General features: G+C 72.2%; 18 protein-coding genes. 6 read left to right on the forward strand and 12 right to left on the reverse strand.

All coding sequences use genetic code 11. The annotated features are described in order from the left end of the window. The first annotated feature begins 48 nt into the window (after positions 1 to 48). Positions 49 to 1,131 carry a S1 family peptidase gene (locus WME85_RS12345; protein WP_437837911.1) on the forward strand — a complete coding sequence of 361 codons (1,083 nt, stop codon included), beginning with the start codon at positions 49 to 51 and terminating at the stop codon, positions 1,129 to 1,131. Here WME85_RS12345 and WME85_RS12350 read toward each other — a convergent pair. The 8 genes from WME85_RS12350 to WME85_RS12385 all read right to left on the reverse strand — a co-directional run bounded on the left by WME85_RS12350 (position 1,120) and on the right by WME85_RS12385 (position 12,278). Beyond that, positions 1,120 to 2,442, reverse strand: coding sequence for a formylglycine-generating enzyme family protein (locus WME85_RS12350; protein ID WP_437837913.1), 1,323 nt, complete (start codon positions 2,440 to 2,442; stop codon positions 1,120 to 1,122). The genes WME85_RS12345 and WME85_RS12350 overlap by 12 nt on opposite strands. A 181-nt stretch (positions 2,443 to 2,623) precedes the next feature. Then, on the reverse strand, positions 2,624 to 3,721 hold the full coding sequence (locus WME85_RS12355; protein ID WP_437837915.1) for a S41 family peptidase: 1,098 nt from the start codon (positions 3,719 to 3,721) through the stop codon (positions 2,624 to 2,626). A gap of 12 nt (positions 3,722 to 3,733) precedes the next feature. Further along, positions 3,734 to 4,396, reverse strand: coding sequence for a DUF3540 domain-containing protein (locus tag WME85_RS12360; RefSeq protein ID WP_437837917.1), 663 nt, complete (start codon positions 4,394 to 4,396; stop codon positions 3,734 to 3,736). Between the two features lie 10 nt (positions 4,397 to 4,406). Next, the gene (locus WME85_RS12365) at positions 4,407 to 6,143 is read right to left on the reverse strand and encodes a pentapeptide repeat-containing protein (protein WP_437837918.1); all 1,737 of its coding nucleotides are present in this window, start codon (positions 6,141 to 6,143) and stop codon (positions 4,407 to 4,409) included. Further along, positions 6,140 to 8,563 (reverse strand): DUF2169 family type VI secretion system accessory protein, encoded by a 2,424-nt coding sequence (locus WME85_RS12370; protein WP_437837920.1) that lies wholly within the window; start codon positions 8,561 to 8,563, stop codon positions 6,140 to 6,142. The genes WME85_RS12365 and WME85_RS12370 overlap by 4 nt, the downstream gene beginning before the upstream one ends. 25 nt (positions 8,564 to 8,588) lie before the next feature. After that, positions 8,589 to 9,683: a hypothetical protein gene (locus tag WME85_RS12375; RefSeq protein ID WP_437837922.1), complete on the reverse strand. Its 1,095-nt coding sequence runs from the start codon at positions 9,681 to 9,683 to the stop codon at positions 8,589 to 8,591. 55 nt (positions 9,684 to 9,738) lie between these two features. Further along, entirely contained in the window at positions 9,739 to 10,992 is a 1,254-nt protein-coding gene (locus WME85_RS12380; protein ID WP_437837924.1) for a hypothetical protein, read from the reverse strand. Between the two features lie 164 nt (positions 10,993 to 11,156). Then, positions 11,157 to 12,278 (reverse strand): DUF4419 domain-containing protein, encoded by a 1,122-nt coding sequence (locus WME85_RS12385; protein ID WP_437837926.1) that lies wholly within the window; start codon positions 12,276 to 12,278, stop codon positions 11,157 to 11,159. Between the two features lie 568 nt (positions 12,279 to 12,846). Here WME85_RS12385 and WME85_RS12390 point away from each other — a divergent pair. Together WME85_RS12390 and WME85_RS12395 are read left to right on the forward strand one after the other, a co-directional pair. Next, positions 12,847 to 13,593: a Bax inhibitor-1/YccA family protein gene (locus WME85_RS12390; RefSeq protein ID WP_437837928.1), complete on the forward strand. Its 747-nt coding sequence runs from the start codon at positions 12,847 to 12,849 to the stop codon at positions 13,591 to 13,593. A 181-nt stretch (positions 13,594 to 13,774) separates the two neighbouring features. After that, the gene (locus WME85_RS12395) at positions 13,775 to 14,158 is read left to right on the forward strand and encodes a cupredoxin domain-containing protein (protein ID WP_437837930.1); all 384 of its coding nucleotides are present in this window, start codon (positions 13,775 to 13,777) and stop codon (positions 14,156 to 14,158) included. 116 nt (positions 14,159 to 14,274) lie between these two features. Here WME85_RS12395 and WME85_RS12400 read toward each other — a convergent pair whose 3' ends face one another. Then, a complete protein-coding gene (locus WME85_RS12400) occupies positions 14,275 to 14,766 on the reverse strand; it encodes a hypothetical protein (RefSeq protein WP_437837932.1) in 492 nt (163 codons plus the stop codon). A gap of 539 nt (positions 14,767 to 15,305) precedes the next feature. On the opposite strand from WME85_RS12400, the gene rplC reads away from it, so the two are divergent. Both rplC and WME85_RS12410 read left to right on the forward strand, forming a co-directional pair. After that, complete coding sequence (gene rplC / locus WME85_RS12405) at positions 15,306 to 16,007, forward strand: large ribosomal subunit protein uL3 (RefSeq protein ID WP_437309344.1); 702 nt, start codon at positions 15,306 to 15,308, stop codon at positions 16,005 to 16,007. A gap of 78 nt (positions 16,008 to 16,085) precedes the next feature. Next, entirely contained in the window at positions 16,086 to 16,703 is a 618-nt protein-coding gene (locus WME85_RS12410) for an SAM-dependent methyltransferase (protein ID WP_437309345.1), read from the forward strand. 60 nt (positions 16,704 to 16,763) lie between these two features. Here the strand turns inward: WME85_RS12410 and WME85_RS12415 are convergent, their stop codons facing one another. After that, positions 16,764 to 17,834 (reverse strand): NAD(P)H-dependent flavin oxidoreductase, encoded by a 1,071-nt coding sequence (locus WME85_RS12415; RefSeq protein WP_437837934.1) that lies wholly within the window; start codon positions 17,832 to 17,834, stop codon positions 16,764 to 16,766. A gap of 114 nt (positions 17,835 to 17,948) precedes the next feature. Between WME85_RS12415 and WME85_RS12420 the strand changes: the two genes are divergently transcribed. Then, the gene (locus WME85_RS12420) at positions 17,949 to 18,851 is read left to right on the forward strand and encodes a LysR substrate-binding domain-containing protein (RefSeq protein ID WP_437837935.1); all 903 of its coding nucleotides are present in this window, start codon (positions 17,949 to 17,951) and stop codon (positions 18,849 to 18,851) included. A 128-nt stretch (positions 18,852 to 18,979) separates the two neighbouring features. Here the strand turns inward: WME85_RS12420 and WME85_RS12425 are convergent, their stop codons facing one another. Next, positions 18,980 to 20,167 carry an acyl-CoA dehydrogenase family protein gene (locus WME85_RS12425; RefSeq protein WP_437837937.1) on the reverse strand — a complete coding sequence of 396 codons (1,188 nt, stop codon included), beginning with the start codon at positions 20,165 to 20,167 and terminating at the stop codon, positions 18,980 to 18,982. Between the two features lie 63 nt (positions 20,168 to 20,230). Continuing rightward, a complete protein-coding gene (locus WME85_RS12430) occupies positions 20,231 to 22,210 on the reverse strand; it encodes a L,D-transpeptidase family protein (RefSeq protein ID WP_437837939.1) in 1,980 nt (659 codons plus the stop codon). Between the last annotated feature and the right edge of the window lie 196 nt (positions 22,211 to 22,406).

The raw sequence follows: 22,406 nt of genomic DNA on the forward strand, positions 1-22,406 counted from the left end.
GGTTGCGGTGGGGCCCTCGATCCCTCCGTTGGGGAGGGTCGGCGAGCCGTGACCGGCGGAGCGCTCGAGCCCGGCTCTCCGGCCGTGGGGGCCGTCGTCCCGGTGGCGCCGACCTGCGGCGACGCGGAGGACGCCTCGCTGGTCATCTGCTCGGGCACGCTGATCGCTCCGCGGGTCGTCCTGACGGCGGCGCATTGCGTGGAGAATGCAGACGCCCCGCAGGTGCTCTCGGTGGTCTTCGCGCCCGAGGTGGCGCTGGCGTCCCCGGCCGAGCGCGTGCGTACCGTCGCGGGCCGGCTGCATCCCGGCTGGAGCGCTGGAGAGAATGACATCGGGGCGCTGATCCTGGCCGAGGACGCGCCCGTCGCGCCGGTGCGGCTGGACCTGTCGGCGCTGCCGCCGGGCATCCTGGGGCGGCCCACGCGCGTCGTGGGGTTCGGTATCGACGAGGAGGGCCAGACAGGCAGCCGGCGCAGCGGCGCTGCCCGGGTGACCGCGGTCGAGGCGGGGACCTTTACCATTGCGGCCGAACCGGGGATGTCGTGCGGTGGCGACAGCGGCGGTCCGGTTTTCCTGAAGGATGACGGCGCCGAGCGCCTCATCGGTGTCATTTCATTCGGCGATCCGGAGTGCACGACGGGGACCAACACGCGCGTCGACGTGCACGCGGCCTTCCTGCAAGCGATCCTCGACGAGGCGCCTCCGCCCGCGCGACCGCCGATCGATCCGGCCGTGGACGCGTGCACGGTGCCCTGCGAGGTCCACGCGGACTGCCCCGCTGCGATGGCCTGCGCACCCCGGCCTGGAGGGGGGAAGAGCTGCGCTGCGGCTGGCCTTGAGTCCGGTCGCTTCGGCGAGGCCTGCTCCGGGCCCGGCGGCGAGCGGCTCTGCGTGAAGGCGGGCGAGGCGTGTCGGCTCTGGCTGCCCTGTGCCGGAGGGCGGACGGAGGAGGTCGGTTGCGCGGTCACACGGTGGCGCGGTGGCGCGGGGGGAAGGAGCGGAAAGGGGACCTTGGCCGCGCTGCTCGCGCTGGCGGCGTATCTGAGGTGCCGGCGGTCGCGCCGTGAGCACCGCGCCACACGCGAGGTACACGAGCACGGTCCTGGCAGTGCGTTCGCCTCACGGCCCTGATGCGCGCGGCGCTGGGCTCGACGCGGCTGCGGGCGGCGCGGATGCGGGCGGCGCAGCGTCAGGCGCGGACGCGCTCGGCGCTGCGCTCGTGGCCGGCGCGTCCAGCGTCGTGTCCGCCTTGATCCAGGACGGCGCCTGCGTCACCACCTGGGCGAACTGGTAGACGAAGCGCGCCTCGCCCGCGTCCTCTCCGGTCTTCACCGTGAAGCTCACCGTTCCTGGCGCGTCGTCCGCCACCGAGGGCTCCTGCATGTCGGCGACCGGCCCGGCGAGCCGCCCGATCAGCTGCGCTGTCTTGTCGCAGAGCCGGATGACCAGCGGTTGCACGAAGTCCGCGCCGCCTTCCTTCTTGCTCTCGTAGCTCGCCACGATGAGCTCCTCGTTCGGCGTCGGGTGCCAGCGCCACACCTTCGCGAACGCAGAGGTCACGCCCGCGGCGTCCTTGAGCTGGGCATTGACGAGGGCCCGCTTGAGCCGCCCGAGCAGCGCCTCGTCCGGCGCCACCTCGAGCGCGAGCGCCGGCGGCTCCTCCTCGGGCGCGGGGATCACCACCTCCGCCGGGTTCACGGCCCCGCCGCAGCAGCGAAAGCCCACGTTCGCCTCCGAGGTCGCCGGATCGGCCGCCCGGACGGCGCTGCAACGCATGTGGGCGTAAGGCTGGTTGCCGTGACCGCCCCGGAGCACGGCTTTGCCCTCCTCCTTCCCGCGCTTCCACGCGCTCGAGGTCCACTCCCAGACGAATCCGTGCATCGCTCGCACCCCGAAGCCGCTCGCGCAGCGCTCGTGAGCGGCGTAGGCAGGCATGGCGCCCAGCCCGCTCGGGCAGGCCTTGGCGTCGAACTTGTCGCCGTATTCATAGCGGCCATTCGACGGCCCCTTGCACGCGCGTTCCCACTCCAGCTCGGTGCACAGCCGTCGCCCGCGGGCCTCGCAGAGCTGCTTCGCCTTCTCCTGGGTGACGCCGGTGAGCGGAGGTTGGGCAGCGTCGTTGGGGTAAGGGTACGTATCGATGGTGAACTCGCCGACGCCGATGGAAACGCCTGCGAGCTCCTCCGCGGGGAGGCGGGGGTGGTCGCCGCAGGCCGCGCCGGCGACGAGCTCGCCGGCCGGAATGGTCACCATCGGGCCCGCGCTGCCCGCGGAGGCGGCAGCTGGCGCGGCGGGCGGCGCCGCGTCGGCGGTCGACGAAGACGCCGCGGCGGCCTGGCCAGGCGCGGCGCTGCCTGCGGGCGGCGCGTGGTCCTGCGACCGGCAGGAGCATGCGGCGAGCGCGGCAGCGAGGAGGAGGGGAGAGGGCCGGCGGGATGACACGGCACGTGCGTAAGGGACCCGCGCCAGCGCGTCAACTCGGCCTGGCCGGCGGTGGAGCGAAGGAGGGGTGTTCGCCGCGTCTACAGGGTATCGCTCAGCTTTCGCTGATAGCGTATCGCGCCCATCATGGAACCGGGCGCGAGGTCCGGGGGCGCGGCCGGAGGCGATACGCTTCAGCCCTTCACACAGGCGCGCTCCGCGAGGAGCGCCGCACCTCGGCGATGTCTCTGGTGAAGAACTGCGCCAGCGACGCCTGCTTCCCCTCCGCCTCGCTCGCCTCGCTCCCCGCCAGCTCGACGTCAGGCCGCACGCCCGTCGCCTGGATCGACTCTCCGCCCGGCAGGACGACCATCGCCGCCGGGGCGAGCACCGGCGTGAGATCCGGGTCCGCCGCGACCTTCAGCGCCGTCCCCTTGCCGTACGTGCGCTCCCCCGCGACGATCGCGCGCCCGTGCCATTGCAGGCAGCCGGCGAAGAGCTCCGCCGCCGACGCCGTCCCGCGGTCCACGAGGACCCACAGCGGCGCGCGGCGCGGATCGCGGTGGCTCGAGCGATACACCACCTCATCCCCGTCCGCGTCGATCGCCCGCGCGAGCACGCTCCCCGGCTCCAGGAAGTCGCCCGCGAGCTCGAGGAACGCCGTGAGCTCCCCTCCGGGGTTGTCGCGCAGATCCAGCACGAGCGTCTCCAGCCCTTCCGCCTCGAGCGCGCTCACCGCCGTGTGGACCCGGGCCGGCACGTCCAGCGAGAAATGGCGAATGCGCACGTACCCGACCCCGGGCCCGAGCCAGGCGCTCTCGACCGGCGACGCGCTCGCGCACGGGTGGAGCGACGCGACGAGCGCGTCGAGATCGGCCAGGAGCGGCGCGCCGGGCGGTCGGGCGCTCTCGCCGCTCCCCGCGTTGTACGTGATGAAGACGTTGGTCACGCTCGGCAGCACCTGGATGCCGATGAAGCAGTTGAAGTTGTTGCCCGCCCTCGGGCTGAGGAGCGATGTCGACGGGAGGAAGTTGATGAAGACCCGGATGTTGCCGAACGTGTACCGCGCTTGCCCCATGAACGTCGGGTGCAGCGTGCCCAGCTGATCGCCCACCGTCAGGATAGCGAACGCCGCCATGGCCAGCGCGGGCATCATCGAGAACGACACGTTGAACGAGAAAGGGAACTTCATCCCGTTCGGGCTCATGTTCGGGAAGGGGAACAGCCCGAACACAGGAGACAGGCACACGTCCGGGAAGCCGGCGCTCATGCCGGCACCCTTGTTGTTCGCAGGGAGCATCGCGCTGGCCTCCTAGCCCAAGAGGATCTGCTTGCCGTTCACCGTGACCGTCTCCTCGGTCAGGATCGTGGCGTTCTTCGCCTTCGTGAACGACGTCTTCTCCACGACCGTGTGCGACTCGCTCGCTTGCACGCTCAGGAGCGCGCTCACCCGCTGGTAGACCGAGGTGAACTTCTGGACCACGGCGTCGGCCACCATCCGGATCGTGCCCGTGTGCACGTCGAGCTCCGGCCCCCGGATCTCGACGCCCCGGTCGCCGGACAGCGAGAGCGCGCCCTCCCTCGCGTGTACCGCCACGTCGCCCTGGAGCGACAGCACCGTCCGCCCTCGCCCGTGGAGCACGCCGATGGCGTAGTACCGCTCCGCCCGCCCGATCACGAGCAGCGTGTCCCCCAGCGCCGGCTCGTACGGCAGCGCGAGCGCCATCTCGACGGCGACCGCCTGGCCGCCCGGCAGCTCCACCGCGACAGCGCCCCCCTCCGCCGCGGTGACCCGGGCCGGGCCGAGGTACTCCGCCGGCAGCGCCGCGCCGTCCGGCGCCGCGGCCCCGGCCCTCGCCAGGCCGATCCTGGGCACGTCCGCGCCGCGCGCCTGCCGCTCGAGATCCTCGCCCGCCGGCGCGTCCACCCGCACCGCCGCCCCGCGCTCGCCCTCCTTCATCGCTCCCATCGACATGGCTCCTCCTCTACGAGCGCCGCTCGGGCGGCATCCAGGCCTCGGCTTCCAGCCGATCGACGTCCGTGCGCCTCGCCGTGGCGAGGTTGGCATCGAGATACCGTGTCTTCTCGTCGCGGACGTGGTGCAGGTTCGCCCAGTGCAGGTCCGCGCCGGAGAAGTCGGCGCCGGAGATGTCCGCGTGCGACAGATCGGCATGGTGCAGCTTGACGCCCACGAAGAGCGCCCCGGCCGCGCGGATCTCGTGCATCACCGTCTCCCGGAGGTCGGCCCCCGCGAGGTTCGCCCCCGAGAGATCGGCCTTCATGAACAGCGCGTTGCGGAGCATCGCCTGCGTCAGCCCGGCGCCGGCGAGCACGCTGTCGCCGAAGAACGCGGTCTTCGCCATCGCGCCCGACAGCGAGGCCTGCCGCAGGTTCGCCCCCCTGAAGTTCGAGTTCGTCAGGATGGCGCCGTCGAGGCGCGTCCGCTCCAGGTTGCACGCGGTGAAGTCGCAGTTCGCGAGGTTGCACCCCGACAGGTCCATCCCCGAGAGGTCCCCGTGCGCGAAGAAGCACCGTGAGATGGTCAGTCCGGCGAGCGCCGTGCGCCGCAGGTCCACGCCGGAGAAGTCCACGCAATCGAAGATCGCCTTCTCGAACGTGATGCCCTCCGCGCGCGCGGACCTGAGCGTCGTCTGCGAGACGAGCGCGCGCGTGAAATTGGCGCCCGTCAGGTCGGCCCCCTCCAGGACGCAGCGCACGAGCCGCGAGCCGGACAGGTTGGCGCCGGAGAGATCGGCCTCGGTGAAGACCACCATCTCGAGGTCCTTCCCCGACAGGTCCGCGCCCGGCAGCCGCGCCCTGAACAGCATGCACGACCTCACCGTCGCGCCCCGGAAGTCCGCGCCCGTGAGATCGCAGTTCGCGAGCATCGTCTGGTCGAGCGTCGCGCCCCGGAAGCTCGCGCCCCGGAGGTTCGTGCCCTGGAGCGACGACAGCGTGAGGTCCGCGTTCTCGAAGCTCACCCCGGCGAAGTCCATCCCCTCCAGCGCCGCGCCCGCGAGGTCCGCCCCGGAGAGGTCGAGCTGGCCGAGGCGCGCGCCGTCGAACACCGTCTTCGTGAGCTTCTTCGGCAGCACGGCCTCCCGCAGATCGGCCTTCAGGAAGACCACCGTGTCGAGCTCGGCGCCCGTGAAGTCGGTCCGCCTCAGGTTCGCCTCGGCGAACGACGAGCCCTCGATCCGCGCCTGCGCCAGCGAGGCGCCCTCGAGGTCCGCGCGCGTGAACGACGACTTCGACAGCGTCGCGCCGTCGAGCGCCGCGCCCGACAGGTCGGCGAGGTCGAGCCGCGCGTTCGACAGCGTCGCCCGGCCGAGCTCCGCCCCCGCGAGCCGCGACTCGGCCAGGTTCGCCCCCTCGATCCGCGCGCCGCTCAGGTTGGCCCCGCCGAGCTGGCCCCGCACCAGGTTGACCCCGGTGAGGTTCGCGCCGGACAGGTTCGCGCCGGAGAGGTCGCTCTGGACGACGACGGCCCCCTCCAGGTCGGCGCCGGACAGGTCGGCGCCGCCGAGCGCGCACCAGGCCAGCTCGGCGCCGCGGAGGTCGGCGCCCGAGAGATCCGCGCCGCCGAGCTGCAGCCGGCCGAGCTTCGCGCCGCGCAGCCGGGCCTTGCGGAGGTCGGCGCCCCGCAGATCCATGTCGCCGAGCGCCCTGCCGTCGAGCGGCTCCCCCGCCTGCACCAGCGCCTTCAGCTCGTCCGGGGTCATCGATCCCGCTCCAGGGTCGACTTCTTCAGGTTCGCCCCCCTGAAATCGCAGCCAGAGCCCGTGGTCTGGTAGAATTTCGCGCCGTAGAGGTTCGCGTCGACGAACTTCGCCTCCGGGACCTGCGCCTTGAGCAGGTCCGCCTCGAAGAGGTTCGCCCGCGTGAAGTCGGCGCGCGTGAGGTCGGCCCTGTCGAACCGGGCGCCTCGCGCGTTCGCGCCGAAGAAGCTCGCGTCGCCAGCCGTGGCCTCCGTGAAGTGGGTGCTGGTCAGCACGGCATGGCTGAGATCGGCGCCGGTGAGCGTCGCGCCCAGCCACACGCTCCCGTCGCCCCGCGCGCCCGTGAAGCTCGCCCCGGTCAGGTCGGAGCCGGAGAAGCTCGTCCCGGTGAGGGTGGCGCCCGCGAACGTGGCGGACGCCGCCTTGACCTTCGACACGAACGACCGCGTGAGCGAGGCCTTGGACAGGTCCGCGCGCTCGAGCACGGTGCCCTCCAGGAACGCCACGGCCCACGTCGCCCCGCGCGCGGCGGCCCCGGTCATGTCCGCCCTCGAGAAGACGAGCTGCGTGCCCTGGGTGCCCGAGAGGTCGGCCTCCATGAGCCGCGCGCCGTCGAACGAGGTGCCCTCGAGCGTGGCGCCGCGGAAGACGGCGCGCTCGGCCCACGCGCTCTGGAGCGTGGCGAGGCTCAGGTCCGCCTCCGTGAAGTCCGCCTCCCTCAGGTCGGCGCCGAACAGCACCGCCTGCTTCAGCGTCGCGCGCGTGAGCCTGGCGCCCCGGAGGTTGGCCCCCGTGAGGATGGCGCCGGTGAGGTTCGCGCCGGTCAGGTCGGCGCCGCTCAGGTCCTGATCGCTGAGGTCCTGGTCCGACAGGTCGCTCCCCGGCCCCGGCTTCCCGGGCGCGCGCGGCGGGGCCGCGGAGAGGCCCATCGCCGAGAGCTTCGGGTCGCCGACGAGCTTGTCCCACGCCGCGAGCCCCGGGACCTGCGTCCCGCGCGTGGCCGCCAGCGACTTCGCCTCTTCCACGGCCCGCGCGACCCTCCGGAACGCCGTCCGGAGCGCCGCGTCCGTCACCATGGGCGCCGCGCCGGCGACCAGCGGCGGGAGGGCAGGGGACGCCCTGGGCAGGTTGCGCAGCGCCTCTGCGATGACGCTGCCGAGGACCTTCCCCCCCGGCACCGCGACGCCCGCGAGCGCCGCCATTGCCCGGCGGATCCTGTCCTGCTGCGGCCGGGCGACGTCGCCGAGCCGCGCCTTGAGCAGCGCCGACAGGGGGTCGAGCCCCGACGCGTCCGGCGCGTCGGCGCCCTTCCGCTGCTCCAGGGCCTGCAGCGCCCGCCACTCCTCCTTGAGCTCCGGCGAGATCTGCTCCTCGATCTCGAGCGGGTCGGCCTCGAACCGCGCGAGGATCTCGCGGTAGTGCGCCTCGGGCAGCGGCGGCGCGTCGAGCGGCTCGGAGGCGACGAGCGTCGTGACGCGCGAGAGGTCGTCGTCCGTCACCTCCGTGAGGCCCCGCCAGGTGAGGAAAAGGGCCTCCTTGTCGAGGTCGGCGAGGAGCGTATCGAGGTGCATCGGCACCTCGCGGAACCCGCGCTCCGCGTCGTTCGCAAAGGCGCGGATCCGCAGCCCTGGCAGCCGCGACCGGAAGACCTCCGCGCCCGGGTGGAGGTTCTGGAACAGGAGCTCCTCGTCGCCGCGCAGGTAGGGGAGCTGCTGGTCGGGCCGGGCCGCGTTGAAGTACGTCCAGTCGAGGTCGTCGGCGTAGTACGGCGCGCGCTTCTCGCGGTACGCCTTGCCGTAGTTCTTTCCGACCTTCGCGCGCCGGTCGGGTCGGTTCGGGGACACGGGCCCGAAGCCCGCGGGCGCCGGCCGATCCGAGCGCGACAGCAGGAGATCGTCCGCGGCCTCGACGTTGGGGAGCTCGCGCGTCCCTTGCCCCTTGCCCACCGGGTTCAGCGGGTGTCCGGGCCCCCCGAAGCTGTACCTATCGCCGAGCGGCATCCGCTCGAACGGCACGGGATCGCTCATGGCCGGCCCGAGGAGGCCGTCCATCCACACGCGGTCGCCGACGACGCGCAGGATCTTCGACCACGACCCGACGCCGAACCGCACCGGACACTCGGTCATGCGCGCCTTGTTCGGCGTGTGGCACGAGCCGAGCAGGAGCACGTCGGCGTGAGGCTTGTAGTCCGCGAGATCGCTCGGATACAGGCACTCGCCCGTCTGGTCGTGATCGTCGTCGTGGAACACGTCGCCCCGCAGCGTCTCCTGCGCGAGCACCGGGTGGCCCTCGGGCAAGGACAGCGGCGCGCCGGGCCTGAGCGTGAACTTCGCCCGGACGATCAGGGTCATCTCGGGCTGGGGGGGCTGGCGCGAGGTGACCTTGCTGCCGAAGAGGAAGGGGGTGAGGTTCTTGTTCGCCATCCGTGGGCTCGTCGCTCCTCGGTCGTCACACCAGGAGGTGGGCCGCCGCGATGTTCGTGCGGACGGGCGCGGCCTTGCTGCGGTCCAGGGAGAGCTTCTCCCGCGCCGGCCCCATCGAGAGCGACGGGCCGGCGCTGGCCTCGAGCGTCGCGGTGACGCTGAGGGACGCCTCCAGGCCGACCGTCGCGTCGACCGTGGCCCCGACCGAGAGCGTCACCTCCGCGCCGAGCGTCGCCTCGACCATCGCCCCCAGGACGACCTCGTTGACCACGCCGAGGTTGATGGTGGTCTCGATGCCGTCGACGACGGTCTTGCTGTCGCCCCTCGTGTAGGAGTCGGCGTCGCCGTACATCTCGTCTTTTGTGTCGGCGTGGGTCACGGAGATGATCTTGTCCGCCGTGGTGTCGTTCTTGATGGTCCCGGCCTTCGTCGTATCCGAGATGGTCTGTTCGACGGTGGTCGAGGACGTGATCGACCCGGCCTTCATCGTCTCTCGCGACGGTCCCTTGACGGTCGTCTCGTCGGTCGTCGTCGTGACGTGGGTCTTCGACTCCATCGTCTCCGCCCAGGTCTCCTCGTGGATCTTGGGTACCGGCAGCTTCGCCGAGCCGGTATAGGACGAGATGCTCTTCGCCCACGTCCTGTCGATGACTGTCGGGTTCTCCGTCATCTGCTCCGGGTAAAGCTCGATCGGGGTCGGCGTGTTCGGGTCGCCGGTCTGGCTCACCAGCTTGCTCCCGTAATGGTACTCCACGGCGTCGCCGTGGTAGGTCGTGTGCACCTCGCCCTTGACGGTCGCCTCGCGGATCCTCCGCGCGCCGCGGGGGCCCTGCACGAAGTCGATCTCGCTCTTGCCCTGGAAGGTGATGCCGCCCTCCTTGATCCTCCCTGCCTCCACCTCGGTGCCGGCCTTGAACTCGCGGTGGCCGAGGACCGTCATCTTGTAGGTGCCCCCGATGACCTCGATCTTGTCGCCGCGGGTGGTCGTGATCCGGTTGCCGTCGGTCTCGTCCCGCCAGGTGTGGTCGTCGTCCGGGGTCGCGCCGATGCGCAGGTACGACGACATACCGTCGCTGAAATCGGGCACATAGAGGATACCGTACTTGCCATCGTCGGCCATGGGAGCTCCGTATCCGGTGGGCAGCGGCGGAGCGCGGGGCTCGCCGCCCGCGCCCTCAGAAGAAGAGGTTGAACGCCGAGAGGACCTTGTGCGTGAGCGCGACCTCGGTCTTGCTGAGGTGCAGCTCCACCCCCGCCGTTCCCAGCTCGAGCTTGGGGCCGACCGAGAAGTCCACGCTCGCGGTCATGCTGAGCTCCACCTTGGCGCCGAGGGTCACCTCGACGGTGCCCCCGGCCGTGAAGGTCGCCTCTCCGCCGAGCGTCGTCTCGACCATCGCGCCCAGGACGACCTCGTTGACCATGCCGAGGTTGATGGTCGTCTCGATGCCGTCGACGACGGTCTTGCTGTCGCCCTTCGTGTAGGAGTCGGCGTCGCCGTACATCTCGTCCTTGGTGTCGGCGTGCGTCACGGAGATGATCTTGTCCGCCGTGGTGTCGTTCTTGATCGTCTTCGCCTTGGTCGTGTCCTCCATGGTCCCGTCGACCGTGGTGGAGGACGTGATCGACTCGGCCTTCATGGTGGAGGTCGACGCTTCCTTGACGGTCGTCTCGTCGGTCATCGACGTGGCGTGCGTCGTCGAGACCATCACTTCGGCCCAGGTCTCGTTCGTGATCTTTGGCACCGGGAGCTTCTCCGAGCCGGTGTAGGACGAGATGCTCTTCGCCCACGTCTTGTCGATGATCTCGGGGTTCTCGGTGGGGATCGCCTGGGGCGAGGGCGGGTTCGTGTCGTCGAGGTAGTCGTCGGTGACCTGGAGCGTGGGGAACGTGTCCGTGCCCGTCTGGCTCTGCTTGATCTTGCCGTAATAGGTGTCGTAGACGTCGCCGTGGTAGGTCGTGTGCACCTCGCCCTTGATGGTCGTCTCGACCACCTTCCACGTCCCGCCGTAGTTCTGCACCCACTCGATGGTGGTGCCGCCGCCGAAGGTCTCGCTGACCTCGGTGATGTGCCCGCCGGAGATGTCCCAGCCGGCCTGGTGCTCCCCGTGGCCGAGGATGAGCAGGCGGTAGTTGCCGCCGATGACCTCGACCTTGTCGCCCTTGGTCGTCGAGATCCGGTTGCCGTCCGAGTGGTCGCGCCAGCCGCCCTTCGTGTGCAGCTTCGCTGTCTCGGCCTGGCGCTCGCCCTCGGGCACGAAGCCCGGCGAGCCGTCCCGCTTGCGCGTGTCGTCGGTGAAGGTCTGAATCCGCTCGGCGAGGTCGTCGCCAGCGCTCTCGCCGAGCGGCGCGGCGGCCCCGAGGCGGAGGTACGACGGCTGCCCGCCGTTCAGATCCGGCACTTCAAGGAGAGCGAATTTACCTCCGGGCACTGGAGCCTCCGTGTCGGGCGAGATGGACGACGCGTGGCGTCGCCCCGTCGCGGACTCCCTATCCTAGGCCAGGGTGGGCCGGCCGTCCATGCCGAAGCGCTGGCCGCGGTCCGTGGCGTCGTCGCGGTCGCGTCGCGAGCGCGCGGGCCGCGACGACGCGCGGCTCAGGAGGCCTCGGCGGCGCGCTGGACGGTCGACTCGGCTGCTTGGTGCGCGACGGCCCACGCGAACTCGGGGATGAGCGCGAGGGAGTGCGGGTCCTGCGTGACGCCGATCAGGCCGCTGATGAACTCCATCGGGCGCTCGCGGCGGCTCGCGTCGATCAAGCGCAGCTGGGCGCTGGTCAGGCCGGGAGGCAGCTCGGAGAGCCCGGGGCCCTGCGGGTTCCCCAGCCCGCCGAGGGCGTCGCTGCGGGCCTCCGCTCGCAGCCATCGGTCGTTCCATGAGTCGATATAGGGGTTCGGGGTGAAGTAGTCGTTGGGCCAGGCGCGCAGGTAGGGAAACAGCACGTGGATCCACCCGGTGAGCTCGTCCGCCGGGTTCTCGTACCTGAAGAAGGCGCGCCAGAACGACGGGTCGGCGCGCCCCTCCGACGAGGCGGCGATCTGGTCGAGCACGGGCAAGACGGCGCGCATCCAGCGCTCCTGCCCGACGGCGCCGAGCATCGCCACGCGCTGGCGCACCCAGCGCCAGTCGTCGGATGTGCCGAGCAGGTACACGCGCGGGATCCCGCGCTGCGGGTAGACGAGGTCGCCGGGGAACGGCGGCTCCCAGTCGTAGTGAGGCGCGAGCGGGGTCGCCACCGTGAACTCGGACGACACCCGCTCGACAGGGCCCGTGGTGGAGAAATTGGCCGCCACCAGATCTCGCAGTGAGCCGACCCGCGCGGCAACCTGCCGGGAAAAGTCCGGAAACAATGCGGGCCACGGGTTCACGGCGCCGAGGGTGAAGTCCGGCCGCTCGGCGACGAGCTCGAACTCGTGATCTTCGGGGAGGAAGCGGCGGCGCTGCTCGTCGTTCGCGGCGAGGTGGAGCGTGAAGCCGCGCGCGAGGCAGAACCAGATCACGTCGGGCGAGATCACGAGCGGATAGCGCTGGGTGAAGGCGGTATAGGCTGCCTGGACGAGCGGGTGCAGGTCTGTGCGCCCCACGAGCGGCAGGCGGTGGCGGTAGGAAGCCTCGATCGGCGAGACCAGCAGGCTTTGCACCGCCGCTTCGCTGTCGAAGCCCGGCAAGGGTGCCGTCGCGGGCGCGACCTGGGCAACGGCGATCGTCGTCACGTGCATGATCCCTCGTCCTCCTGGCCCGGCGCGGCGCCCTCGCGGTCTGGCGCTGTGCTTTCGTACACGAGCGTGCCGCGCGACACAACAGCCTGCCGCATTGCGACGCCAACGCTGGTGGCGCTGAATGGAGCGGAGCGTTCCTGGGGGGACGGCGTATCGCTCTCCCATGTCCGGCGACGAGCTTTGTTCCAGGCGACGAGATGGGGCGTGCTCGGTCGTTGCGGTCCGCGGGCGAGAGCTCTGGTGACCTCTCTCCTCCTTTCGACGGCACAGGCATCCCGGCTGGCGGCGCTGCCTCGTCTGGCGGCGCGGGGCAGCACCCTTTTCCGGGTCGCCAGCCTGCTGGACGGGCGGGCTCGACAGGCGCGTCGCTCACCTCACCCGGGGCGCGCGCCGCCGGAGGCTCTTCCCGGGTGGGCGGCCCGCGGCGCGCCGTGCCGCTGGCGTGTGATTTTTCGCAGGCAGCGGACGACCGTGAGCTTCGTCGCGGGGGTGTTGCGCGGCCCTGGTGAATGGTACACGACTAGGAGATCGCCCAGCGGCGGATCGCCCTGGAGGAGGAGCGCAGCAGATGACGACACGCCAGGCCAGCCCCCTCGGGGCGAGCGTCGCGGCCAACCCGAAGGCGGCGCTTCGGATCCACTTCCTCAAGAAGGTATATGGGCTCTTCACGGCGAGCCTGCTCGTGTCCTCCGTGGGCGCCATGTGTGCGCTGTACATCGGGGCGCCGGACGTGGAGGAGGGGGCCCTCGAGAACGCGATGCCGCCGGTGGTCGAGCTCTTCGCGAATCACCCGATCATCTCGATGGCCATCGTGTTCGGGGTGATGTTCGGCGCCCGCGCCGTGCGCCGCATCCCCGGGGTCAACGTCCTCGCGCTCTTCGGGATGGCGGCCATCCTCGGCGTCACCACGGCGCCCGCGCTCTACATGGCCCAGGTCGCCGCGGGCCTCGGCGGCACCCTGTCGTCCGACCCGGTGCGCGACGCCTTCATCCTGACGGTCCTCACGTTCGGCAGCCTCACGCTGGGGGTCCTCCTCTCGAAGGAGGACCTTTCGTTCCTGGCCAGCGGGCTGGTGATGGGCGCGATGGTCGTCCTCGGCGCCATGCTCCTCAACATCCTGCTCGGGAGCACGCTCCTCGGACTGGCGATCTCCAGCGTCTCCGTCCTCGTGTTCGGCGGATACGTCCTCTACAACACCTCGCGACTGCTCCACTCGGACGAGGAGGATCCGGTCGGCGGCGCGCTCGACCTCTACCTCAACTTCATCAACCTCTTCTCGTCGATTCTGCAGATCCTCTCGGGCCGGCATTGGTGACCGGGTGACCGGGTGACCGGTGACCGCTGACCGGGTGACCGGCCGCCCGCGCGCGCTCTGCTGCCGCTGATGTCGCCGATGTGGCCGAAGTCGACCGATGTCGACGCGCCCTCGCTCGCCCCGGGCGGAGGCCCGGAGGCAGCTTGACGCGCCTTTTCCGCCGGGTAAGAACGGGCTGACCATGAGTCGCCTGCTCCTCGCCGCGCTTGTCCTCTCCCTGCCGTCGCTCGCCTGCAGCAAGCCCGCCGAGGAGACGCCGGCGGTGGCGGCCGCCGAGCTCGCCGCGCCGGCGAACGTCAAGCGCGTCGACATCGCCGTCACGGACGGCGGCTTCTCCCCGTCGACCGTCGATCTGAAGAAGGGAGAGCCCGTCGTGCTCCGCTTCACGCGGACGACGAAGAGCGAGTGTCTGAAGGCGATCGCGATTCCCGATCTGAAGGTCGAGAAGGACCTGCCGCTGAACACGCCCGTCGAGGTGGCCGTCACCCCGGAGAAGGAGGGGAAGATGGTGCTTCAGTGCTGGATGGGGATGGTCAAGGCGACCCTCAACGTGGTCGGCGCCTGACGCGGCCGCGCCCTCGCCGGCGCGCGGGCTCAGCGCCCTCGCCCTCGTCGGGGGGCGCGGGCTCAGCGCCTGCGCCGGGGCGCGGGCTCAGCGCCTGCGCCGGGGCGCGGGCGCTGTCAGAGGATGAGCCAGAGCTCGGCGTCGTAGCGCTTCGCACCGCTCTCCGCGTCTCGCGCCGCCCGGCGCGTCCCCGAGGCGGGCACCTCCGCGCTGCCCGGCGCGCTGGCCTGGCGCGCCGCCGGCGCGCTGGCGTGGACCAGGTCGATGCCCGAGGCCGCGCAGCGGGCCACGGCGAAGCGGAGCATCTCGCGCACGTCGCTCGAGGTGAGCATGCCGTGGGTCCGGTGGCGCGCGATCGCGGCCGCGCGATCGACGCACGCGACGCAGGGCGCTGTCTCGGACCTGAACCGGAAGAGCAGCGTCCCCTCGGGCCAGCCGAGCGCCGCCGCCTCGATGCTCACCACGACGAACTCGCCGTCACGGACCACCTGCGTCGCGACCGAGCTGTCCTCGCCGGCGCCGGATTCCCCGCCCCTCAGCAGGAACCAGTAACGTTCCATGAGGCGCTCGACGTCGCGCGGCTCACCGTGAGCGATGATGTCTGTCATCCATGACCTCCGACGACATAGCTTGAGGCCGCTTCCGGGATCGGCGATGCCAGGGAGAGTCAGGAAATGTCCGTCGAGACGGACAATGTCCGGGCGGCCTCCGCCTGGGCGCGCGGCATGGATCTCGAGGGGGTCGCGGGCAGGGAGCTGTCCGGGGCAGGGCGGGCGGCAGGACGTCATTCTGGAACGACCGGTCCAGAATGAGCCGCTGGGCGAGGACCTCATCTGGACCGGCGCTCGAGCTGCCGCGCTCGGCCTTCTGTCGAGCTCCCGGCCGACTCGGCCGGCCCGACGGCGCGCCGGGTTCGCCGGAACGGTGCGAATTTGTGTTATAAACTACAAATGAAGCGGCAACTTTCGCTTCCCTTCGGAGGTCCCGTGAGTACTCTGTGCGCCCCCAACGCGCCCGGCGGGTAACCGCCCCGGTTCTTCGCTCCGAACCGGCTCGCATCGAGGCGCGCCGAGGGGATCGCTCTCGCGGCGTGCCGCGCGGAGCCAGTCAGAGCCACCCCCAGACGGAGCGAGAAGGCAACCGCATCATGAATCAGCATCCCGGCATCATCGGCAAGAAGATCGGCATGACGCAGATCTTCAGCGAGACGGGCGAGGTCCTGCGCTGCACGGTCGTGCAGGCGGGCTGCGTCGTCATCGGCAAGCGCACCCTCGAGAAGGACGGCTACAGCGCGCTCGTCCTGGGCCTCGGCGAGCGCGCCGAGCGGCACACGACGAAGCCGGTCGCCGGCGCGTTCAAGAAGTCGGGGCAGACGCCGAAGCGCGTCGTGCGCGAGCTGCGCTGCAGCCCCGAGCACGCGGCGAAGTACGAGCTCGGGCAGGCCCTCAAGGTCGACGAGATCTTCGAGGTCGGCCAGCGCGTGGACGCGCAGGGCCGCTCGCGCGGCCGCGGCTTCAGCGGCGTCATCCGCCGGTGGAGCTTCGCCGGCGCGGTCAGCTCGCACGGCACCCACGAGTACTTCCGCCACGGCGGCTCGATCGGTACGAACATGACCCCCGGTCGCACGCTGCCCGGCCTGAAGATGCCCGGCCACTACGGCGACGAGACGGTGAGCGCGCTCAACCTCAAGATCGCGAAGCTCCTGCCCGAGGACAACCTCATCCTCATCGAGGGCCCGGTCCCTGGCCCGAAGAACCAGGTGGTCACGATCCGCGGCGCCGTGAAGAAGCGCGGCGGCAAGGGGCTCCCCACGCCGGCGCAGCAGCCGACCAAGAAGAAGGGCGGCTGATCCCCGGCCGCTGGCGGAGAGCGCGCGCGCCGCTGAGCGAGCGCGCGCGCCCCGCTGGCGGAGCCCTCCGGTAACCTCGTGCCGCAGAAGCCCAGGAACCCGTACAAGCGCCCGGACGCCTTCACGAAGGCGGCGAAGGCGCAGGGCTATCCGGCGCGCAGCGTCTTCAAGCTCGAGGAGATCGATCGCCGGGTGCGGCTGCTCCGCCCTGGCCAGCGCGTGCTCGATCTGGGCGCGGCGCCCGGCTCGTGGTCGATGTACGCCGCGCAGCGGATCGGCGCGGCGGGCAAGCTGCTCGCTGTCGACCTCTCGCCGATCACGGCGGCGTTCGGCCCGCAGGCGACGGTGGTGCAGGGCGACGCGCTCTCGCTGACGAACGAGGCGCTCGCGCAGTTCGCCCCGTACGACGTGGTGCTGTCGGACATGGCGCCCGCGACGAGCGGCAGCAAGATCGCCGACCAGGCGCGGAGCTACGAGCTGTTCATGCGCGCCGTGGCCGTGGCCGAGGCGCTGCTCGCGCCGGGCGGCGCGTTCGTCGGCAAGATCTTCATGAGCGAGGACTTCGTGAAGGCCCGCGACGCGCTGCGGAACCTGTGCGAGGAGGTCCGGAGCATCCGGCCCGAGGGCACGCGCGCGAACAGCGTGGAGCTGTTCCTGGTCGGGCTGCGGAGGAAGGCGCCGGCGAAGGCGGGGTAGGGGCGCGATCCGCGGCTCCGCCCGCATCCCAGCTCCCCACCGCCGCGTCCGCGACTTGCCTCAACAGGCTCCGCCCGACCGCGCCTCCCGCGTATCTCGCATCTCCCGCGCCAGCGTCTCGACGAGCTCGCGCGCCGGCATCTCCCGCACGAGCGGCGCCCCCTGGCCCGCCCAGAGCAGCATCAGATCCGTGCGCCCCTGCCTGGCGGCCGCCGCGCGGAGATCGAGGGTCCTCCGGTGTTGCTCCGGGAAGGGCGGCGGCCTCCTCCCCTCGAACGCGTCCGTGAAGCGGTTCCGGATCGCGCGCCCGGGCCGCCCCGTGAAGGCGCGCGTCACGACCGTGCGCTGCGCGGCGTCCGAGCGGAGCGCGGCGCGGTAGGCGGGAGAGACGCCCGCCTCGGGGCAGCCGAGGAACGCGGTCCCGAGCTGCGCCGCCGCCGCGCCGAGGGCGAGCGCCGCCGCGACGCCGCGCCCGTCCATGATGCCGCCGGCCGCGAGGACCGGGACCCGGACCCGCGCCACCACCTGCGGCACGAGCGCCATCGTGCCGACGAGCGCGTCCTCGAACGCGCCGGCGAACGTCCCCCGGTGCGCCCCCGCCTCGGCCCCCTGCGCCGAGATCGCGTCGACCCCCGCTTCCTCGAGCAGCGCGGCCTCCTCCACCGTGGTCGCGGTCCCGATGACCACGATGGACGAGGCGCGGAGCGCCCGCAGGTGCTCCCGCGCGAGCAGGCCGAAGGTGAAGCTGAACACGGCCGGCCGGCACCTGAGCACCGCCTCGAGCTGCGCCTCGAAGAGCCCCTCCACCGCCGGAGGCTCCTCCCCGCGCGGCAGCCCGAGCTCCACGCGGAACGCGTCGAGCACCGGCGCCACCCCCGCGGCGAGCTCGGGGGAGGACGGCTCCGGAGCCCCGGGCGCGAACAGGTTCACCGCGAAGGGCGCGGTGGTCCTCGCCCGGACCGCCGCGCAGAGCGCCTCGATCTGCGGCGGCGCGAGGTACGCCGCGCCGATGGAGCCGAGCGCGCCGGCGCGCGACACCTCGGCCACGAGCTCGGGGGTCGTGATCCCGCCCGCCATCGGCGCTTGCACGATCGGATGACGCAGTCTGATGAGCCTCGAAAGTTCACGCATGACCCTCTCCGTGTGTTGCGAGGAACAGGAAAAGGTATGACGCCGCCCACGCATCACGTGCAGCGATTTGATCCGATGCTAGCCATCGTTCAAAGTGATGCCCGAGGTGCTCCCGTGAACTCCTCCGATCTGCGCGTCTTCGAGGTGGTCGCCCGCGCGGGCGGCATCGGCAAGGCCGCGCTCGAGCTGCACACAGTGCAATCGAACGTGACGGCGCGCGTGCGCCACCTGGAAGAGGAGCTCGGCGTCCGGCTGTTCGAGCGGCACCGGCGCGGCGTGACGCTGACGAGCTCGGGAAAGCAGCTCTTGCCGTACGCGCTCCAGGTGGGACGGCTGCTCGCCGAGGCGGAGCAGGCGCTCCGGCAGGGCGACGGGCCCGTGGGGACGCTCTCGGTGGGCTCGCTCGAGACGACGGCGGCGCTGCGCCTCGCGCCCGTGCTCGCCGCCTACCACAGCGCGCACCCGGGGGTCGACATCGCGCTGCGCACGGGGACGACGGCGAGCCTGACCGCGGACGTGCTCCGGCGGCGGCTAGAAGGGGCGCTCGTCGTCGGCCCCGTGCGCCACGAGGAGCTCGTCGAGGAGAAGGTCTTCGCGGAGGAGCTCGTCGTCGTCGCGCCTGCCGCGTGGCCCACGTGGGTGCCGCGCGAGGGCGAGGCGAAGCTCGTCGTGTTCCGGGCGGGGTGCTCGTACCGCCAGCGGCTCGAGGGGCTGCTCGCCGGCAAGGGCCTCGTGGCGACCCGCCTGCTCGAGTTCGGGACGCTCGACGGGATCCTCGGCTGTGTCGCCGCCGGCATCGGGATCACGATGCTGCCGCGCGCCGTGGTCGCGCGCAGCGCCCTCGGCGCCGCCCTCGCGATTCACCCCCTCCCGGCGAACAAGGGACGTGTGGCGACCGTGTTCATCCGCCGGCGCGACGCGTCCGTGTCGGCGGCGCTCGGCGCGTTCCTCGCGCTCGCGCGCGCGATCAATCCTACACCTGACGCGCGCCCGGCCGGACGCCGGGCGACGGATTGACCGAAGGGCCAGCCGGCCAGGAGCGCCGGGAGGCGCCTCCCGATGAAGGGGAAAGGTCCTCTCCCGTGCTTCCTCGCTCCTCCTCGGACCCTCGCTGCCTGTCTCGCCGGCCCGACCGGCGATTCCCCTCAGAACGCGTTGTGCCCCGTGAGCGCGTTCCCGAGGATGAGACAGTGCACCTCGTCGGTGCCCTCGTACGTGTAGACGGTCTCCAGGTTCAGCATGTGCCGGATGACCGGGTAGTCGAGCAGGATCCCGTTCGCGCCGAGCACGCTGCGCGCGGTCCTCGCGGCCCGGAGCGCGGAGCCCACGTTGTTCCGCTTGCACAGCGAGACCTGCACCGGGCTGATGCCGCCCGCGTCCTTCAGCCGCGCGAAGTGCAGCGCCATGATCTGCCCCTTCGCGATCTCCGTCGCCATCTCCACGAGCTCGGCCTGGATGAGCTGCCGCGACGCGATCGGCTGGCCGAACTGGACGCGCTCGCGCGCATAGGAGAGCGCTGTCTCGTAGCAGGCCCGCGCGGCGCCGAGCACGCCCCACGAGATGCCGAAGCGCGCCTGCGTCAGGCAGCCCAGCGGGCCCTTCATCCCGACCACGCCCGGCAGCACGTTCTCCTCCGGCACGCGCACCTCGTTCAGGACGATCTCGCCGGTCGGGCTCGCGCGCAGGCTCATCTTGCCGTGGATGAGCGGCGTCTCCAGGCCCTTCATCCCCCGCTCCACCACGAAGCCGCGGATCGACTCGGGCCCTCCGTCATCCACCTTGGCCCACACGACGCAGAGGTGCGCGAGCGGCGCGCTCGTGATCCACATCTTCGTCCCCGTGAGCACGTACGAGCTCCCGTCCTTCCGGGCGCGCGTCTTCATCGAGCTCGGATCCGACCCGCTGTCGGGCTCCGTCAGCCCGAAGCAGCCGATCAGCTCGGCCGCGGCCATCCTCGGCAGCCAGCGCTCCTTCTGCGCCTCGGAGCCGTATTTCCAGATCGGGAACATCGCGAGCGAGCCCTGGACGCTGACGAAGCTGCGCAGGCCGCTGTCGCCGTACTCGAGCTCCTGCAGCGCGAGGCCGTAAGCGACCGAGTTCATCCCGGCGCAGCCATACCCTGTCAGCGAGCCCCCGAGCAGGCCGAGCGCGGCGATCTCCGGGATCAGGTCGGTCGCGAACTCCTCCCGGGCGAAGAGGTCCGCGGCGCGCGGCAGGTAGCGCTCGCGCACGAAGCGGCGGACGGAGTCGCGGACCATGCGCTCCTCGTCGGAGAGCAGCGGATCGATCGCCATGAGCTGATCGAGCGAGACGGGCTCCTGCGTGGCGGCCATGGGCAGACCGTGTAGCGTGCCTTCGCACGGCACGGAAGGGGCAGCACCGGCGAGCGGCGCCGCTCAGGGGCGAATGGAGACGAGCGTGCCCTTCCGTAGCGAGAGCGCGCCGTGCCAGGCGGCCGGCACCTCGGGGGTCGTCCACTCGAACAGCCAGGCGGCGTCGAGCGGCGAGAGGTTCACGCAACCATGGCTGCGCGCCGTGCCGAAGTCGTCGTGCCAGTAGGCGGCGTGGAACGCGAACCCTTCGGTGAAGTACTGGACGAACGGCACGTCGCGGAAGTCGAACGGATCCTCGTCCTCCTCGTCACCATCCATCGTGACCGTGACGTGCTTCGTGTGGATCCGGAACAGCCCCTGGACGGTCGAGCGCGTCGTCTTCGGGTCGCCGAGCCCGTCGGCGCCGGTCGAGACGAGGGTCACGTAGACGGGGCGAGAGCCCTCGTAGGCGACGAGGCTCTGCTGGTTGATGGAGACGTCGATCCACTTCCGCCCGCGCACCGCCCACGCGGGCGCGCTGGGGAGCGGATCGACGCGCACGACCTCGTCGGCGCGGACGAGCGAGCCGTCGCGGGCCTCGAGGTAGTCGACGCCGCCGACGCGCCGGGAGGCGCCGGAAAGCGGGACTGCCTCGCGGAAGCGGAGCGGGGCGCGCGTGAGGCCGCCGCGCTCGCCCGGGACGAGGCGCGCGGCGTGGCGGCGCTTCGCGAAGGCCACGGGGAGCCCGGCACCCTCGGGGAGCTGGAGCCCCGAGAACGCGCTCGGCCGGATGACGCGGGTGCGGTCGAGCGGCAGGACGGTGAGGTCGGTGGTCAGGCCGAAGCGGCGCCCGTCGTGGTCGAAGGTCGAGAGCAGCGCGAAGCCGGAGCGCGTGCGGGCGTGGCCGAGGACGAGCGCGTCGGGCGAGCGGCGGTCGCCGGCGAGCCCCGGCGCCGGCCGGCCGTAGAGCAGGACCGAGGGCGTCGCGTCGGCGGGCGGCGGCGCGACGAAGTCGGGCGCGCGCGGGGCGGTCGCGGCGCGGCGCAGGTGCGCGCCGAGGTCGGGCTCGGCGCTGCGCTGCTCGTCCTCGCTCGGCAGCCGCGCGTAGAGCGGCGGGGTGGGGGAGCGCGACATCACGTACGCGTAGGGCAGCCCGTTGAGCCAGGCGGCGAGCTCCGCCTCCGGCGTGGGGGGGTGGGCCACGGGGGTGGCGTCCAGGACGCCGGCGGGCGCCCCGGGCGCTGCGCCTGCCGCGCCGGGGTGGGCCTCGAGGGGCGCGTCGGCGTCCGTGGGCGCCGTGGGCGCGGCCTCGCCGCGGACATCCAGCGCGGCGAGCGCCGCGTGCGGGGCGCTGGGCGTGGCCTGACCGGGGAGCTGCGGCGGCGCGGGCGGCGCGGCCGCGGCGAATCGACGGATGGGGCGGCGCGACGAGGCCTCGACCGCGAGGTCGTGGATGTTCAGCGTGGCGCTGGCGCCGATGCAGACGTAGCCGCTCGGCTCGATGCGGTACCAGCCCCCGCCGCACGACGCCCTGCCGGACGGCTCCGGCCGGCGCGCGACAACGGCGCCGGCGCGCAGGTAGCCGATGCGCCGGCTGGTCCAGCGCGGCTCGGCGAAGATCCATGTCTCCCTGGCGATGCTCGCGAGCTCGTCGACCTCCTCTGCCGGCGTCTGCGGGGTGGCCGGGGGCGGATCGAGCCTGGGCAGCTCGTCCGAGCCGTCGTCGACGAGCTGCGGCGGCAGCGCCGCCAGGGCGAGCGGGTCGACGCCCGGCGCTGCCAGGTCCGCCGCCGGATCGGTGAGGGCGCTCGCGGCCGGATCGGTCGCGGCGCTCGCGCCGGGCGTGGCCGCGTGCCCGGCCGGATCCGCGGCGGTCGCCGGATCTGCGGGCGCGGGCGCCGGGGCCGCGAGGGGCGGCACCGTGGCGCTGATCGGCGCGGTGACCGCCGAGGCGGGGGCGGGGGCGGTGGACGTCGCGGCTGGCTCGGAGGCGGGATGCGGGCAGCTCACGCTGAGCGCGGAGAGCGCAATCGTCGGCAGCAGGAGAAAGCCTCGCACGCGCATACGGAGCGCGCGTATCAGGCGGCGCGAGCGAGGGCCAAGTTCGGCGCTCCCTCGCGCGCGTCGGCATGCTGACAGCGCCTGTGTTCGCTTCGCCTTGCGCTTGCGTCGGCGCACGACCGTGACGCGGCCTGGCGGTGGCCATGGCTGGCGGCGCCGGACGCGCGCTGGAGCGCTCGGTCCGGCGCGCTGTCCGCGG

Origin of the sequence: Sorangium sp. So ce1153 (assembly GCF_051521595.1) — a bacterium.
Taxonomy (GTDB): Bacteria; Myxococcota_A; Polyangia; order Polyangiales; family Polyangiaceae; genus Sorangium.

Excerpts from the sequence above, each read along its gene's own strand:
- WME85_RS12360 (WP_437837917.1), bottom strand. The coding sequence starts at position 4,396 with ATGTCGATGGGAGCGATGAAGGAGGGCGAGCGCGGGGCGGCGGTGCGG.
- WME85_RS12430 (WP_437837939.1), bottom strand. The coding sequence starts at position 22,210 with ATGCGCGTGCGAGGCTTTCTCCTGCTGCCGACGATTGCGCTCTCCGCG.
- WME85_RS12355 (WP_437837915.1), bottom strand. The coding sequence starts at position 3,721 with ATGCTCCCTGCGAACAACAAGGGTGCCGGCATGAGCGCCGGCTTCCCG.
- rplC (WP_437309344.1), top strand. The coding sequence starts at position 15,306 with ATGAATCAGCATCCCGGCATCATCGGCAAGAAGATCGGCATGACGCAG.
- WME85_RS12370 (WP_437837920.1), bottom strand. The coding sequence starts at position 8,563 with ATGGCGAACAAGAACCTCACCCCCTTCCTCTTCGGCAGCAAGGTCACC.
- WME85_RS12400 (WP_437837932.1), bottom strand. The coding sequence starts at position 14,766 with ATGACAGACATCATCGCTCACGGTGAGCCGCGCGACGTCGAGCGCCTC.
- WME85_RS12395 (WP_437837930.1), top strand. The coding sequence starts at position 13,775 with ATGAGTCGCCTGCTCCTCGCCGCGCTTGTCCTCTCCCTGCCGTCGCTC.
- WME85_RS12365 (WP_437837918.1), bottom strand. The coding sequence starts at position 6,143 with ATGACCCCGGACGAGCTGAAGGCGCTGGTGCAGGCGGGGGAGCCGCTC.
- WME85_RS12425 (WP_437837937.1), bottom strand. The coding sequence starts at position 20,167 with ATGGCCGCCACGCAGGAGCCCGTCTCGCTCGATCAGCTCATGGCGATC.
- WME85_RS12385 (WP_437837926.1), bottom strand. The coding sequence starts at position 12,278 with ATGCACGTGACGACGATCGCCGTTGCCCAGGTCGCGCCCGCGACGGCA.
- WME85_RS12390 (WP_437837928.1), top strand. The coding sequence starts at position 12,847 with ATGACGACACGCCAGGCCAGCCCCCTCGGGGCGAGCGTCGCGGCCAAC.
- WME85_RS12415 (WP_437837934.1), bottom strand. The coding sequence starts at position 17,834 with ATGCGTGAACTTTCGAGGCTCATCAGACTGCGTCATCCGATCGTGCAA.
- WME85_RS12375 (WP_437837922.1), bottom strand. The coding sequence starts at position 9,683 with ATGGCCGACGATGGCAAGTACGGTATCCTCTATGTGCCCGATTTCAGC.